At 29.7% G+C, this 14,740-nt stretch carries 13 protein-coding genes; all 13 read left to right on the top strand.

Translation table 11 applies throughout. From position 1 onward, the window contains the following. Positions 1–4 precede the first annotated feature (4 nt). The 13 genes from ABNT61_RS07045 to ABNT61_RS06985 are packed head-to-tail and all read left to right on the top strand — an operon-like array spanning position 5 to position 14,734. Entirely contained in the window at positions 5–1,762 is a 1,758-nt protein-coding gene (locus tag ABNT61_RS07045) for an asparagine synthase-related protein (protein WP_348745377.1), read from the top strand. Between the two features lie 4 nt (positions 1,763–1,766). Continuing rightward, a complete protein-coding gene (locus ABNT61_RS07040) occupies positions 1,767–2,930 on the top strand; it encodes a glycosyltransferase (protein WP_348745376.1) in 1,164 nt (387 codons plus the stop codon). Beyond that, complete coding sequence (locus tag ABNT61_RS07035; protein WP_348745375.1) at positions 2,930–4,066, top strand: EpsG family protein; 1,137 nt, start codon at positions 2,930–2,932, stop codon at positions 4,064–4,066. Before ABNT61_RS07040 ends, ABNT61_RS07035 begins: the two co-directional genes overlap by 1 nt. An 11-nt stretch (positions 4,067–4,077) precedes the next feature. After that, positions 4,078–4,683, top strand: a complete 606-nt coding sequence (locus ABNT61_RS07030) for a CatB-related O-acetyltransferase (RefSeq protein ID WP_348745374.1) — start codon at positions 4,078–4,080, stop codon at positions 4,681–4,683. A 5-nt stretch (positions 4,684–4,688) separates the two neighbouring features. Next, positions 4,689–5,840, top strand: a complete 1,152-nt coding sequence (locus ABNT61_RS07025; protein WP_348745373.1) for a glycosyltransferase family 4 protein — start codon at positions 4,689–4,691, stop codon at positions 5,838–5,840. A gap of 3 nt (positions 5,841–5,843) precedes the next feature. Continuing rightward, on the top strand, positions 5,844–6,980 hold the full coding sequence (locus tag ABNT61_RS07020) for an N-acetyl sugar amidotransferase (RefSeq protein ID WP_348745372.1): 1,137 nt from the start codon (positions 5,844–5,846) through the stop codon (positions 6,978–6,980). After that, entirely contained in the window at positions 6,977–7,600 is a 624-nt protein-coding gene (hisH, locus tag ABNT61_RS07015; protein WP_348745371.1) for an imidazole glycerol phosphate synthase subunit HisH, read from the top strand. Before ABNT61_RS07020 ends, hisH begins: the two co-directional genes overlap by 4 nt. Beyond that, complete coding sequence (locus ABNT61_RS07010) at positions 7,593–8,354, top strand: AglZ/HisF2 family acetamidino modification protein (RefSeq protein WP_348742623.1); 762 nt, start codon at positions 7,593–7,595, stop codon at positions 8,352–8,354. The genes hisH and ABNT61_RS07010 overlap by 8 nt, the downstream gene beginning before the upstream one ends. A 35-nt stretch (positions 8,355–8,389) precedes the next feature. Continuing rightward, the gene (locus tag ABNT61_RS07005) at positions 8,390–10,510 is read left to right on the top strand and encodes a bi-domain-containing oxidoreductase (protein ID WP_348745370.1); all 2,121 of its coding nucleotides are present in this window, start codon (positions 8,390–8,392) and stop codon (positions 10,508–10,510) included. Further along, positions 10,492–12,075, top strand: coding sequence for an alginate lyase family protein (locus ABNT61_RS07000; RefSeq protein ID WP_348745369.1), 1,584 nt, complete (start codon positions 10,492–10,494; stop codon positions 12,073–12,075). Before ABNT61_RS07005 ends, ABNT61_RS07000 begins: the two co-directional genes overlap by 19 nt. 2 nt (positions 12,076–12,077) lie before the next feature. Beyond that, on the top strand, positions 12,078–13,256 hold the full coding sequence (locus ABNT61_RS06995; protein ID WP_348745368.1) for a glycosyltransferase family 4 protein: 1,179 nt from the start codon (positions 12,078–12,080) through the stop codon (positions 13,254–13,256). Then, positions 13,249–14,172 carry an NAD-dependent epimerase/dehydratase family protein gene (locus ABNT61_RS06990; protein ID WP_348745367.1) on the top strand — a complete coding sequence of 308 codons (924 nt, stop codon included), beginning with the start codon at positions 13,249–13,251 and terminating at the stop codon, positions 14,170–14,172. Before ABNT61_RS06995 ends, ABNT61_RS06990 begins: the two co-directional genes overlap by 8 nt. A gap of 10 nt (positions 14,173–14,182) precedes the next feature. Next, positions 14,183–14,734, top strand: coding sequence for a sugar transferase (locus ABNT61_RS06985; RefSeq protein WP_348745366.1), 552 nt, complete (start codon positions 14,183–14,185; stop codon positions 14,732–14,734). Positions 14,735–14,740 lie beyond the last annotated feature (6 nt).

Raw genomic sequence — 14,740 nt, 5'->3', positions numbered from 1 at the left:
TTATATGAGTGACTTTCTTTTTATAAACAAAAAGATTCAAAAAGATAATGTAGAGAGAGTTTTACTAAAAATTAACTCTGATTATAAAGAGGTATATACATTCAGTTCTGAAAAAGCTACTTTATGTATGGTCAAAAATCATTATAATGGTTTTGATGTTTATGAGAATGAAGATCATGTTTTAGGAGTGATTGGAGGTCCTATATTGAATTATTCTGTTAATTCCTTTATTACTATTAAAAACAATAATGAAGGATCCAAACTAATCTACAAAAGATGGATTAAAGAAAAACAAATGGAATGGGATGAAGATCTAAGTGGACCGTTCGTTATCATCCTTTTTAACAAAAAAACGAGTGAATTAAGGGTAGTAACAGATATGCTTTCTTTTATACCTGTATACCATTTTGATAAAAATGATACTACAGTTGTTTCTACTCATATAGAAATGTTTGATAGTGTTGGAGAATTTCCTTTAGATCTTTCATCAATGGCAGAATTCATAACACATGAAGTAGTTACTTTTCCGTTCACAGTTTTGAAGGATGTTTATCAGCTTAATTCAGCAACTCTATATGTACTAAATTCTAATTTTAATGAGAAGGACACTTATTGGATTCCAAAAGAAAATAAAGAAGACGATTTAGGACAGTTGTCAAAAGAATTAAAAAATAGCTTTCAAAGGTACATAAGTAAAATTTTAGAAGCCAAGCCTAAGTTAGCCTCGTTTTTAAGTGGAGGGGAAGATTCTAGAGTAATTGCATCCTCAATACCAAAGGAATATCCAATAGATTCATATTTGTTTACTGATAGTCATAACATTGAAACAGAAATAGCTGCAAAGGTAGCCAAGAGTGTAAATGCTAATTTGAAAATTCATTTAAGAGAAAAGACTCATTACTGGGAAATGATGCCGAATTGTGTAGATTTAATTGGTGCTAATGGAGATTTTGCGCATGTACATACTTATGGTTTTCATAAGACATGTAATTTTGAAAATTATGATGTTATTTTAGGAGGGTTTTTATCAGACACTTTGCTAAAAGGTCACCATATAAAGAAGAAGAAACGAAATCAGCTGTTAAGTTTTCTTCCCTTAAAAGATAAAAAGGCGGACACAACTATAAAGAAAGAAAGTGCTGGGATTTTATCTTCCATAAAACCCAAGTACATTGAGATAGCCAACCAAAGAAGAAAAAAGCGAGCAGACGAGGTTGCAAGTATCAGAAAAGAATCATTCGTTGAATGGTTTAATATTTATCCAATTACTATGCATAATGATGTTCCAAATATATGGGGTAATAGAAGATTATTTAGAAGTTTTGAACCATTTACAGATTCTAAAATTGTCAAAATTGCAGCAAAATGCCCTCAGCAATATAAACTAAATAAAAAACTATTTTATGCTGCTATGAAGGATTTATATAAGCCAACAAAGTGGATATTTCATAACGACGATTACCTTCCTTCTTTACCTTATGTTATAAATAAACCCATATCGTTTTTTCGAAAAGCATATTTTAAAATAATAAGAATGCTTCTCAGAAAAGAAAGAAACAAAGGATCTTGGAGTAATTGGAATAATCTAATTAGTTTAGATTATACAAAAGATTTAGAACAGAAGTATTCAAATAAGCTTCTAGAGAATATAGGAGAACTATTTGTTTACGATGAAAAGATAGAAATTATTAATAATCCTAATTTTTCTACTAGACAAAAACGATTATTAATTCAATTAGGGTATTTCTTTTCAAAAAAGTAATTATATGAAAATACTAAATGTTGCTTCCATATTACCATTGAAAGGATTAAAGAGAGAAAATGATATCATTCTACGAATTCAGAAATATTTGAAAAGTAATTACGATGTTGATTTTTTAATTTATAAATCTGTTCCATTTTCTGGTATACTTACTTCAAGAATAAGTGATAAATGGAAAAAATATAAAGAATATGCAGTAAAAGGAGAGATTGATTTAGATGGGTTTAAAACTATCATTTATTCTTGGTTCTTTTTACCAACAAGTAATTTTTGGGTTAATTATTTCATTTTGCCCTTAAACTTATTAAAAATCAGATTTTATCTCAATAAAGAAAGAATAGAGAATCTAAAGAATTCAGATTTAATATTAGCCCAGAATATTTTCCCTGATTTAATAGTAGCTAGCATTATTAGTAAAAAAACAGGAAAGCCTTATATTATAAATCTAAGAGGTGTATTTCCTGATAATATTCATAAACTTTGGTTTTTAAAGAATATATTTAAGAATGCCAGTAAAATAATAACACATAGTCCAACAAACTATAAAAGATTTAAATCTGATTTGGATGTCAAATTTCTACCACATCCTGTTAATGATAATTTTTTTAAAAAATCAGAAACAAAAAAGCCAACACCAATTAAGTTGGTTACGGTTTGTAGATTATTATCATTGAAAAATATCGATTGGGTTATTAAAACTTTACTTAAGGCGAAACAGGAAGGATTAAGATTTACTTTTGATGTTATTGGTGACGGACCCGAATTTGATAATTTAGTTGCATTAGTAGACGATTTTAATCTGAAAAGAGAAGTCGTTTTTCATGGGTTTAAGGATAGAGAGTATATAGAATCCTATTTAGAGAGTAGTGATGTATTTGTTATGCCGAGTAACCCGGAGACATTAGGACTGGCTTTTTTAGAAGCTGTAGCGTCTTCATGTTTATGTGTTGGTCATTTTGGAACTGGAATTGACGGAGTATTTGAGCATTACGAATCGGCTATTTTAACTAATGAAACAAGCTTCGAAGAAGAGCTTCTATTGCTAATTAGAGAATTTCCAAATGATAAGTATATGGAGATAATCAGAAACTCTAAAGAAATAGTAGATAATTTTAGTTGGACAGAAATAGGTAAGACCTATATGAATTTATATAATAGCGCTTTATAATGTTTGATTTTTTTACATATGCAGTTTATTTGATACTACTATTCACTTTGATTATTAGTACAAAAAGTTTTGCTAGAAGAAGAAAACCTATCAGTGACGAAATAACATTTTTAGAAGAAACAAAAATTGATTTTAAGTACTTATCTGTATTGATATTTATTTCTTTTATCGTTGGATACCGATATTTTGTTGGTGTGGATTGGGAAGGGTACGTAAGTGATTTTAATGATTTTAAACTTAGTCTTTATAAAGGATTTAGTAGTCAATATTATGAATATGGCTATTATATTTTAACATATTTTATTTCCGAATTTAATTTTGGTTATGAAGTTTTGTTTTCAATCGTAGCTTATATAAGCTGGTTTTTTATATTTAAAAGTGTTCATGCCAGAATTTTACCAATGTTTATATTCTTTTTGTTTGCAGATGAATATTTTTTCTGGTCTATGAATGGAGTTCGTCAATTTGCTGCTATAAGTTTTTGGCTAATAAGTATCAGATACATTATTAAAAGGAACTTGGTAAAGTTTATACTTTATGTTTTTTTAGGCTCACTTTTTCACAAAAGCTTATTAGTTCTTATACCAATATATTATTTGCCTTTTAACAAGTTATACAATAAAAAATGGTGGATAATTATATATTTATTTACTGTTTTACTGGCGAACGTAGAAGTTTTCTCAAGTTTCTTAAGAAAGTTTATTTTATTTTTAGGAGATTCAATTAGTATTGTAAACAGGTATGTAAGATATATAGATTCAGGAAGATTGGAGTCTCAGAATACTGCGTTGGGATTAGGTTTTTATTTTAAGATTGGAATTAATCTTTTAATTATCCTATTTAGTGATAAGGTGATAGAGATGCTCCCAAAAGTGAAAATATATTTTGTTTTATTTTTCATAGGGGCAGTAACATTTAATGTATTCTACGATTTTCAATTGATAGGAAGATTCAATCATTTCTTTTTAATAAATAGAGCCTTGGTTTTAGCATTGATTTATTATTTTCTAATAAGAAATTTAAGATATAAACTAATTTTAAACGGAGTTGTTGTTTTATATTTTGTTCTATTTCTATATTCAATTTACAAGAGTTCAAATATGTGTAATCCATATAATCTAACATTCTTTCAATAAAAACTAATCATATGATTCAATATTTGTGGTCAAAAATCATCAAAAAATTAAGAGGTAGTTCAATCAGAAACTCTACAATACATAAAACCTCTAAAATCGAATCTGGTTCTAATATCTATAACGTAAGTATGGATAAACATTCATTCTGTGGTTATGATTGTGAAATAGTGAACTGTGATATTGGTTCTTTTGTTTCAATTGCCAATAATGTCATCATGGGAGGAGGTATGCATCCAGTGGATTGGGTTGGAATGTCACCAGTATTTTATAAAGGTAGAGATAGTGTCCGTAAGAAATTTTCTGAATTTGAAAGAGAGGAACCACAAAAAATAACTGTAGGGAATGATGTATGGATTGGTAATAATGTTTTAGTAAAACAAGGAGTAAATATAGGTCATGGAGCAGTTATAGGAATGGGAAGTGTCGTTACAAAAGATGTAGATCCTTATACAATTGTTGCCGGAATACCTGCAAAAAAAATTAGAAATCGTTTTGATGAAGAAATCTCAGAAAAGTTATTAAAAGTAGAATGGTGGAATTTTGACGATAAAAAATTAGAAGAAGCCGCAAAGCATATAAAGAATCCAACTCTATTTTTAAAATCACTCGAGAAATGAAAATAATGCACTGCTGTCTTGCAGCTTTTTATATTGATAATTATTCTTATCAAGAAAATATTTTACCAAAGCTGCATAAAATTCAAGGTCATGATGTGAAAATTGTTGCATCAACAGAAACATATGTAGATAATAAGAATTTAGGATACATAGAACCATCTTCATATATAAATGAAAATGGTATTGAAGTAACGAGATTACCATATGTAAGTTGGTTACCAGGTATCATTGGAAGAAAATTAAGAAAGTATAAAGGTCTATCAAAAATATTACAACAATTTAATCCCGATATTGTTTTTCTACATGACGCACAATTTCTTAGTGTACTTGAAATTAAAAGTTACGTAAAGAAAAATCCGGATGTAAAAATATTCGCAGATTGTCATACTGATTTTATCAACAGTGGAAGAGGTTGGGTATCAAAAAATATACTTCATAAAATTCTATATAAATGGATGATTCAACAGATAGAACCACATCTTAGTAAGTTTTACGGGACATTGCCTATTAGATGTGAGTTTTTAAATGAGGTTTATGGTGTTCCTAAAAGTAAAATAGAACTTTTAAGATTGGGAGCAGACGATACCGCATACAACTTAGATGATAAAGAAAGTATCAAAAATAGATTTAGAAAAAAATATGATATTCCAACAAATAGCCAAATAATTATAACAGGAGGTAAAATTGACGAAAGAAAGAAAATTCATTGGTTATTGGAAGCTTTTAAAGAGATAAATAGAGAAGATTTTTTTCTCGTCGTTTTTGGGGTTCCCAATCAAGAAACAAAAGAGTTGATAAAACCTTATGAAAAATTAAAGAATGTTATATTTGTCGGGTGGTTAAATTCTGTTGAGATTTATAATACATTACTAGCAGGAGATTTGGCTGTTTATCCCGGAACTCATTCTGTTTTGTGGGAGCAAACCGTAGGAATTGGTTTACCTTGTGTTTTTAAGAGATGGAAGGGGATTGAACATGTCGATGTAGGTGGAAATTGTATATTCTTAGAAACAGGTGATGTAGATGAAATTAAATCTGTATTAGAAGAGTTAATGACTAATAATGAGTTGCTTGATGGTTTAAAGAAGGAATCTTTAGAAAAAGGGCCAAGTAATTTCGCTTATTCAGAAATAGCAAAAAACGCAATAGAAATATAAAAGATGGAAAGAGATTATCAAATGTGTACAAATTGTGTTATGGACACAACAGATTCAAAAATAGTTTTTGATGAAAATGGAGTTTGTGACCACTGTAATACTTTTTACACTGATATTTTACCTAAATGGCATACAGATGAAAGAGGTCATAAGGAGTTGGAAGGGATTATATCAAAAATAAAGAAGGAAGGTGAAGGTAAAGATTTTGACTGTTTAATGGGAATGAGTGGTGGAATTGATAGTTCGTACTTATTATATGTAATGGTTAAAAAGTATGGTTTAAGACCCTTAGTATTTCACGTAGATGCAGGATGGAATTCTCAAATTGCTGTTAATAATATAGAAAGATTAGTAGATGGTTTAGGATTAGATTTATATACTGAAGTAATTAATTGGGAAGAAATTAAAGACTTACAGTTAGCTTTTTTTAAGTCTGGAGTACCTCATGTAGATGTGCCACAAGACCACGCATTCTTTGCAACAATGTATAAATTTGCTTCTAAGCATAAAATCAAATACATCTTAACTGGAGGAAACTATTCTACCGAATGTGTTAGAAATCCATTAGAGTGGATGTACTATCAATCAGATTCTATACAGTTAAAGGATATTTATAAGAAATTCGGTACAGGTAAATTGAAAGATTATCCTGTTTCGAATATTTTATGGCATAAAATATATCTACCATATGTTAGAGGAATTAAATTAATTAGACCCCTAGACTTTGTTCCTTACAATAAAGATGAAGCAATGCAGCTATTAGTTGATGAATTTGGATATCAAAAATACCCTCAGAAACATTTTGAATCTAGATTTACAAGATTTTATGAGGCTTATTGGTTACCTAAAAAATTCGGATATGACACTAGGAAAGTTCAATATTCAAGTTTAATACTAACCAATCAAATGACGCGTGAAGAAGCTATAGAAGCTTTGTCTAAACCAGCATATGATCCAGAAACCATTGCGCAAGATTTCGAATATATTGCAACAAAGCTAGGAATAACAGTAGAAGAATTGCAGTCATATATGGATGCTCCAAACAAAACATATAAAGATTATAAGTCACAAGAAAATATATATAATATAGGAGCTAAAGTAATGAGAGCATTAGGACTAGAAAAAGGAGGTAAAAGATGATCGGTATTGTTGATTATGGATCTGGAAATATTTACGCGATTGCTACAATATTCAAAAACCTAAATATTCCGCATAAAATTATTAGTAAACCAGATGAATTAGAAGAGGCATCAAAGCTAATTTTACCAGGTGTAGGTGCATTTGATGAAACGATGCAGCAACTGATTAATTCAGGTCTTCAAGAAAAACTTAATTATTTAGTTCTTGAGAAAAAAACTCCAGTATTTGGTATATGTGTTGGAATGCAAATACTCGGTAATGGAAGTGATGAAGGAGAGCTAAAAGGATTGGGATGGATTCCAGGTAATGTTAAAAAATTTGATGAAAGAACTATTCCGAATAAACCTCATTTACCTCATATGGGGTGGAATACTATAAAAAATAGTAATAACCATCCAATATTTAATAACATAGATGAAGATTTTGGATTCTATTTTGTACATAGTTATTATTTCGAATGCGAGAATGAAGAACATATTTTATCCAAGTGTAATTATGGAATAGAGTTCGCTTCTTCAATATATAATAATCATATTTTTGGAATGCAATTTCATCCAGAAAAGAGTCATGGAAATGGAGTACAATTATTAAAAAATTTCGCAGAATTAGAGTATGCTTAGATCTAGGATAATACCATGTTTGTTAGTTCATAATAAAGGATTGGTGAAAACAGTAAATTTTAAAGACGCTAAATATGTTGGTGATCCTATTAATGCTGTAAAGATTTTTAATGAAAAAGAAGTAGATGAATTAATGGTTCTTGATATTGATGCATCTAAAGAGAAGAGAGCTCCAAACTTCGAAATGATTAAAAATTTAGCTGTGGAATGCCGAATGCCTTTTTGCTATGGAGGAGGCGTAACAACTGTTGAGCAAGCTAGAAAAATCATTAGTTTAGGTGCAGAAAAAGTTGCACTTTCTTCGGCAGCATTAGATAATCTTGATTTATGTGTTAAAATTGGCGAAGTAGTAGGGGCACAAAGTGTTGTAGTTGTAATAGATGTTAAAAAAAGAAAACTTTTTGGAGGCTATGACATATATACAATTAATGGAACTAAAAAGTCGAAATGGAAATTAAAGGACCTTATTAAAGAGTTGGATAATATTGGAGTTGGAGAGATCGTGATTAATTCTATTGATAACGATGGTGTTATGAAAGGTTATGATATGGATTTAGCAGAAACAATTCGTGATTTATGTAAAATGCCTCTAACCATTTTAGGTGGGGCTGGCAGTTTAGATGATGTTAAGAAACTAATTTCAAAATTTAAAGTTATTGGCGCAGCAGCTGGAAGTCTTTTTGTATTTAAAGGAAAATACAGAGCTGTGCTAATAAACTATCCAAACAGAGAAGAAAGAAAGCCTCTGTACTAATAATTCAAAAAATTGGATTAAGTAATAAAGAAATAATGAAACAAATTATACAAGACCTTAAAAAAGGTGATACAATATTAGAGGAAGTTCCTGTTCCTTTGGTAAAAAAAGGACACGTACTTATAAAAACATCTAAATCATTAGTTTCTCTTGGAACTGAAAAAATGCTAGTAGAATTTGGTAAAGCCAATTTTATTCAAAAAGCGAAACAACAACCTGATAAGGTGAAAATGGTCTTAGATAAGGTAAAAACCGATGGTTTAAAACCAACAATAGATGCGGTTTTTAATAAATTAGGTCAACCATTACCTCTTGGATATTGTAATGTAGGAGAAGTTGTAGCAGTAGGAAAAGGAGTTTCAGAATTTAAAATTGGAGATCGAGTTGCGTCTAATGGTAATCATGCCGAGTATGTATTAGTGCCTAAAAATTTAGTAGCAAAAATCCCAGATAATGTATCAGATGAAGAAGCAGCTTTTACAGTAATTGGTGCGATAGGTTTACAGGGAATTAGATTGCTAAACCCTACATTTGGAGAAACAATTGTAGTTGTAGGATTGGGACTTATTGGTTTAGTAACTGCAGAACTTTTAAAAGCCAATGGGTGTAATGTTATTGGCTTTGATTTTGATCCTGAAAAAATTAAAATAGCAAAGTCAAAAGGAATAACTGCAATAAATCCATCGGAAGGAACAGATCAAGTGAAATTTGTTCAGACTTTTACTAATGGAGTAGGAGCAGATGGAGTTATTATTACAGCTTCAAGTAAGAGCAATGAAATTATCTCTCAATCGGCGCAAATGTGTCGAAAACTTGGTAGAGTTGTTCTTGTAGGTGTAATAGGATTAGATATAAGTAGAGCAGATTTTTATAATAAAGAGATATCTTTTCAAGTTTCGTGTTCTTATGGCCCTGGAAGATATGACGAAGAATATGAACAAAAAGGTAACGATTACCCAATAGGTTATGTTCGATGGACAGAAAAGAGAAACTTTGAAGCTGTACTAAACGCTATTTCTGTTGGTTCATTAGATGTTAACCCGTTAATAACAGAGAAAGTTCCTCTTAAGGATTTTGAAACTATATATGGAGATATGTCTTCATCAAAATCAATTGCCTCAATTTTAGAATACAATTCTACAGAAGAACCTAAAAACACCGTTACGTTAAACGAAAAAGAGTTTGGTGGAAATAAAGGAGTTATTGGTATTGTTGGAGCTGGTAATTTTACAAGTGCTACTATTTTACCAAATCTTAAAAAATTAGAAGCGGATATAAAATTTATCGCTAGTTCTGGAGGCTTGTCATCTACAACAATGGCAAAACAATATGGTATTGCTAATTCAACAACTAATTACAAAGAAATACTCAGCGATAATGAGGCAGATTTAGTTTTTATTACAACCAAACACAATATGCATGCGTCAATGGTACTCGAAACATTGAGAGCAGATAAAAGTGTTTTCGTTGAAAAGCCATTAGCTTTAAATAGAGATGAACTAGATGAGATTATAGAAGAATATAATTCTAGAAATGTTTCAATTTCTGTTGGATTCAATAGACGATTTGCTCCTTTGGCAAAGCAAATGAAGAAAGTTTTAGGTAATGATAACACTCCAATGAATATTGTAGCAACAATGAATGCTGGATTTATTCCTTCAGATGTTTGGGTGCATGATATGGAAATAGGAGGAGGAAGAATAATTGGAGAGGCTTGTCACTACATTGATCTATGTACTTATTTGGCTGGCAGTAAAGTAAAATCTGTTTGCATGAATTCTATGGGAGTTAACCCAGAAGAAAATACAGATAATGCGAGCATACTTTTAAAGTATGAAAATGGTACAAATGCAGTTATTAATTATTTTGCTAATGGTTCAAAAGCTTACTCAAAGGAGAGGGTTGAGGTATATTCTCAGGAAAGAACTTTAGTTATGGATAATTGGAGAAAATTAAGAGGATTTGGATTTAAGAAATTCTCGAAGTGCTCTTCTAAACAAGACAAAGGTCATTATAACCAATTTAATGAATTAATTCGTAGTCAAAAATCAGGTGGTGAATCAATCATACCATTTGGAGAAATTGTAAATACAACTAAAGCATCCTTTGCTGCTATTGAATCTTTGAAAGAAGGAAGATGGGTAGAAGTAAAATAATTACGTTATATCATACAATTAAATACTTAAAGCCTGTTCAAGTTTATTACAGGCTTTACTATTTATTACGTAATCGATTTTTTAAAAAATCTTATTCTAATAAAGAAATAGATCGAACCATAGATTTAATTTGGAGTGACGAAATTTTTAATAATAAATCTTATTTAGGAACTAATAATTTTAAGTTTTTAAATATTCCAATGAGTTTCAAGAAAAATATAAGTTGGAATTATTCTGAATTCGGAAAATTATGGACCTATAATTTAAATTATTTCGACTTTTTAAATCAAAAGGATATTTCCGTTGATTCTTGTTTAGAGTTAATTAAAGATTATATTAATCAAGATTCGGAATTATTAGATGGTAAAGAACCTTATGTTATTTCATTAAGAGGAATTAATTGGGTTAAATTTTTGTCAAAGAATTCTATAAAAGATAAAATCATTGATGAAACACTTTATCACCATTATCAAATTTTATTAGATAATTTAGAATATCATCTTTTGGGAAATCATTTACTTGAAAATGGATTTTCTTTACTTTTTGGAGGATATTATTTTAATGATGAAAGATTGTTAAATACAGCTCAAAAAATTTTAAAGTCAGAATTAGAAGAACAAATTCTTAAAGATGGAGCGCATTATGAACTCTCTCCAATGTATCACCAGATTTTATTAGGACGACTTTTGGATTGTATTCAATTAGTTAGGCGTAATGATAAAATTAATAATAAAAATTTATTAGTTTTTTTAGAAGATAAAGCTTCCAATATGTTATCATGGTTAGCGAACATCACATATAAAAACGGTAATATCCCATTATTAAATGATAGTTCTATTGGAATAGCTCCTAGTTCAAATGAGTTATTCGATTATGCTGAATCTTTAAGATTAAAATGGAGTAAGATTAAGTTGATTGATTCTGGTTACAGAAAATTTGAGTCAGAGAAATTTGAAGTTGTTATGGATGTTGGGAATATACAACCGTCTTACCAACCAGGACATGCTCATTCAGACACATTTAGTTTTGAATTATATTCTCAAGAGATTCCAATAATTGTTGATCCTGGTGTTTCTACTTATGAAAAAAATGAGAGAAGACAGAGAGAGCGAGGAACTTACTATCATAATACTGTGCAATTGGGTAATTTAGAACAAACTCAAGTTTGGGGAGGGTTTAGAGTAGCAAAAAGAGCGAAAGTATTTGGTGTAATTGAAGAGGAAAATAAGATTTTCGCAAAACATGATGGTTATAAAAATGAAGGAATCATTCATTCAAGACAATTTCAATTAAACGAAAATACCTTCACAATAAAAGATTCTTTAGAAGGCAAATCTTTATTAGATAAAAAGATGGTTTTACATTTTCATCCGGATGTGAAAATTATTGAAAGAACTGAATCAGAGATACAACTGAATAACTTGATTTTAAGTTTTAATGGGAGATTTGATAAAGTAGTTTTTCAAGATTATGATTTTAGTATAGGATTTAATAAAACAAGAAAAGGGAAAAAAATAGTGGTGTTTTTTAACGGTGAGTTGGAGACCCATATTACCAAAATATAATTATGAAAATATTATTCTTAACATTCTATTTTGAACCAGATTTGTCTGCAGGATCTTTCAGAAACACTTCCTTACTTAAGGAACTTTTAAACCATTTGAACAGTGATGATACAGTTGATGTAATTACTACTCAGCCAAATAGATATGATTCTTTTAAGGCAGAAGCCAAAGGCATAGAAGAAATTAAAGCAGGAGTAGTGGTTAATAGAATTACAATTCCTGAACATGGAAGCGGAATTGTTGGTCAGATTAAATCTTATAAAGAGTTTTATTTCAAAGCTTTAAGTCTTACAAAGGATAAAAGTTATGATTTAGTTTATGCTTCTTCATCTCGTTTATTTACGGCATATTTAGGAGCGAAAATTGCCACAAAGAAAAAAGCGAAACTTTATTTGGACATTAGAGATATCTTTAGAGAAACCATTACAGATTTATACAAGAATAAGATTATCAATATGGGCTTAAATTTTGTTTTAAAACCTATTGAAAATTATACTTTTGGTAGAGCTGGACATATAAACTTAGTGTCAAAAGGATTTAAGAGTTATTTTGAAAACTATAAAAAAGCTGAATATTCTTTTTTTACCAATGGTATTGATGAATTGTTTTTATCTCTACCAAATAAAAAAAGAGAGGAGAAGAAAAGTGAGGTTAAGACAATAATATACGGTGGAAATATAGGAGAAGGCCAAGGGTTAGATCTCATTATACCTAATGTAGCTAAGAGATTGTTAGGAACACACAAGTTTCAAATCATTGGTGATGGTGGTGCTAGAGAAAAATTAGAGAAGAAGTTAAAAGTTAATAATATAGAAAATGTTGAATTGATTCCTCCCGTTAGTAGAAATGAGCTAATAAACTACTACCAAAAAGCGGACTATTTATTTTTACATCTTAATAAACATAAGGCATTTGAACGAGTATTACCGTCTAAACTATTTGAATATGGTACTTTTAATAAACCGATAATTGCTGGTGTAGATGGATATGCTAAAGAGTTTTTAAAAGAAAACATGTCTAACTTAATTTTATTTGAACCAACTAATGCAGATCAACTCTATAATAGTCTGAAGAATTTCGTATATAAAAATGAGGAGAGGATAGAATTTAAGAAAAGTTACAGTAGATTAGAGATTAATAGGAGAATGAGTGAGTCAATAATAAGCTTTGGAAATGAATAATAATGTTTTAATTAGTGGTGTAACAGGATTTGTTGGGTCCAACTTGTTAAATTATTTAAACAAAGACTATACAATTCAGGGAGTTTCAAGGAGAATATCAGATAAATTAATTTCTTATGATGTCTTGAATAAGGAAATTTTTAACGCAAATAAAGCTTTTATACATTTAGCGGGTAAGGCTCACGATTTGAAAAATACTACTCAAGAGAATGAATATTTTGAAATTAATTTTGAGCTAACAAAAAGGGTGTATAATGAATTTTTAAAGAGCGATTGTGAAGTTTTTATTTTTATGAGTTCTGTTAAAGCTGTTGCAGATGAAATTGAAACTATGCTTACAGAGAGTCAACCACCTAAACCAATTACAGCTTACGGAAAATCTAAATTAGCGGCTGAAAATTATATACTAAACAAAGACATCCCTAGTAAAAAAAGAGTGTACATTTTAAGGCCATGTATGATTCATGGTCCAAATAATAAAGGTAATTTAAACCTACTTTATAATTTTGTAGCGAAAGGAATTCCATATCCTTTTGGTAAATACGAAAATTCACGTTCCTTTTTGTCGGTAAGTAATTTGTGTTTTGTAATCAAAGAATTACTAGAAAATAAAAGTGTTCCTTCAGGAGTTTATAATGTTGCAGATGATTATCCGCTGTCAACAAAAGATTTAGTTCTAAATATCGGAAAAGCGATAAATAAAGAGGTTAAAATTTTAAATATACCAAAGCTTTTGTTAGCTACTTTAGGAAAAGTTGGTGATGTCTTACCTTTTCCTATCAATAGTGAGAAGATTCATAAATTAACGGGTAATTATGTTGTTTCTAATAAAAAAATTAAAGAAGTTTTAAAGAAAAATCTACCATTGTCTGCAGAAGAAGGAATACATTTGACAATTAAAAGTTTTACTAAATAGGATTATATTAATGATACGTTTTTTTGATTTCATATTCTCGTTGTTTGGAATATTAGTTTTATGGCCTATAGGCTTAATCGTTTACATTTTAGGAGTTTTTGACACTGGATCGCCAATATTTAAACAAGAAAGAGTAGGGAAGAATCAAAAACCATTCACCTTATTGAAGTTTAGAACTATGGGGGTGAATACAAAATCTGTCGCAACACATCTAGCAAGTAGTAGTTCTGTTACAAAATTAGGAGCATTCTTGAGAAAATCAAAACTCGATGAACTCCCTCAGTTGATTAATGTTTTAAAGGGAGACATGAGTTTGGTTGGGCCAAGACCAAATTTGTTTAACCAAAAGGAGTTAATTGAAGAGAGGGATAAAAGAAACGTATATAACTATTTACCTGGAATAACAGGACTAGCTCAAATCAATGAAATTGACATGTCAACCCCAGAAAAATTGGCAAAAGTAGATGCAGAAATGCTTGATAATCTTACTTTAGAAAAATACTTTCACTACATTTTAGCGACGGTTGGAGGTAAAGGATCTGGAGACAGAATTAAAGAATAGTTTAAA

Source organism: Tenacibaculum sp. 190524A05c (assembly GCF_964036595.1).
Classification (GTDB): Bacteria; Bacteroidota; Bacteroidia; order Flavobacteriales; family Flavobacteriaceae; genus Polaribacter; species Polaribacter platacis.
The sequence above is the reverse complement of the archived record's forward strand: the minus strand, read 5'-3'. Positions and strand labels throughout refer to the sequence as shown.

Coding starts and splice junctions, on each gene's coding strand:
- ABNT61_RS07045 (WP_348745377.1), top strand. CDS start 5: ATGAGTGACTTTCTTTTTATAAACAAAAAGATTCAAAAAGATAATGTA.
- ABNT61_RS07025 (WP_348745373.1), top strand. CDS start 4,689: ATGCACTGCTGTCTTGCAGCTTTTTATATTGATAATTATTCTTATCAA.
- ABNT61_RS06985 (WP_348745366.1), top strand. CDS start 14,183: ATGATACGTTTTTTTGATTTCATATTCTCGTTGTTTGGAATATTAGTT.
- ABNT61_RS06995 (WP_348745368.1), top strand. CDS start 12,078: ATGAAAATATTATTCTTAACATTCTATTTTGAACCAGATTTGTCTGCA.
- ABNT61_RS07005 (WP_348745370.1), top strand. CDS start 8,390: ATGAAACAAATTATACAAGACCTTAAAAAAGGTGATACAATATTAGAG.
- hisH (WP_348745371.1), top strand. CDS start 6,977: ATGATCGGTATTGTTGATTATGGATCTGGAAATATTTACGCGATTGCT.
- ABNT61_RS07040 (WP_348745376.1), top strand. CDS start 1,767: ATGAAAATACTAAATGTTGCTTCCATATTACCATTGAAAGGATTAAAG.
- ABNT61_RS07020 (WP_348745372.1), top strand. CDS start 5,844: ATGGAAAGAGATTATCAAATGTGTACAAATTGTGTTATGGACACAACA.
- ABNT61_RS07000 (WP_348745369.1), top strand. CDS start 10,492: ATGGGTAGAAGTAAAATAATTACGTTATATCATACAATTAAATACTTA.
- ABNT61_RS07035 (WP_348745375.1), top strand. CDS start 2,930: ATGTTTGATTTTTTTACATATGCAGTTTATTTGATACTACTATTCACT.
- ABNT61_RS07030 (WP_348745374.1), top strand. CDS start 4,078: ATGATTCAATATTTGTGGTCAAAAATCATCAAAAAATTAAGAGGTAGT.
- ABNT61_RS06990 (WP_348745367.1), top strand. CDS start 13,249: ATGAATAATAATGTTTTAATTAGTGGTGTAACAGGATTTGTTGGGTCC.
- ABNT61_RS07010 (WP_348742623.1), top strand. CDS start 7,593: ATGCTTAGATCTAGGATAATACCATGTTTGTTAGTTCATAATAAAGGA.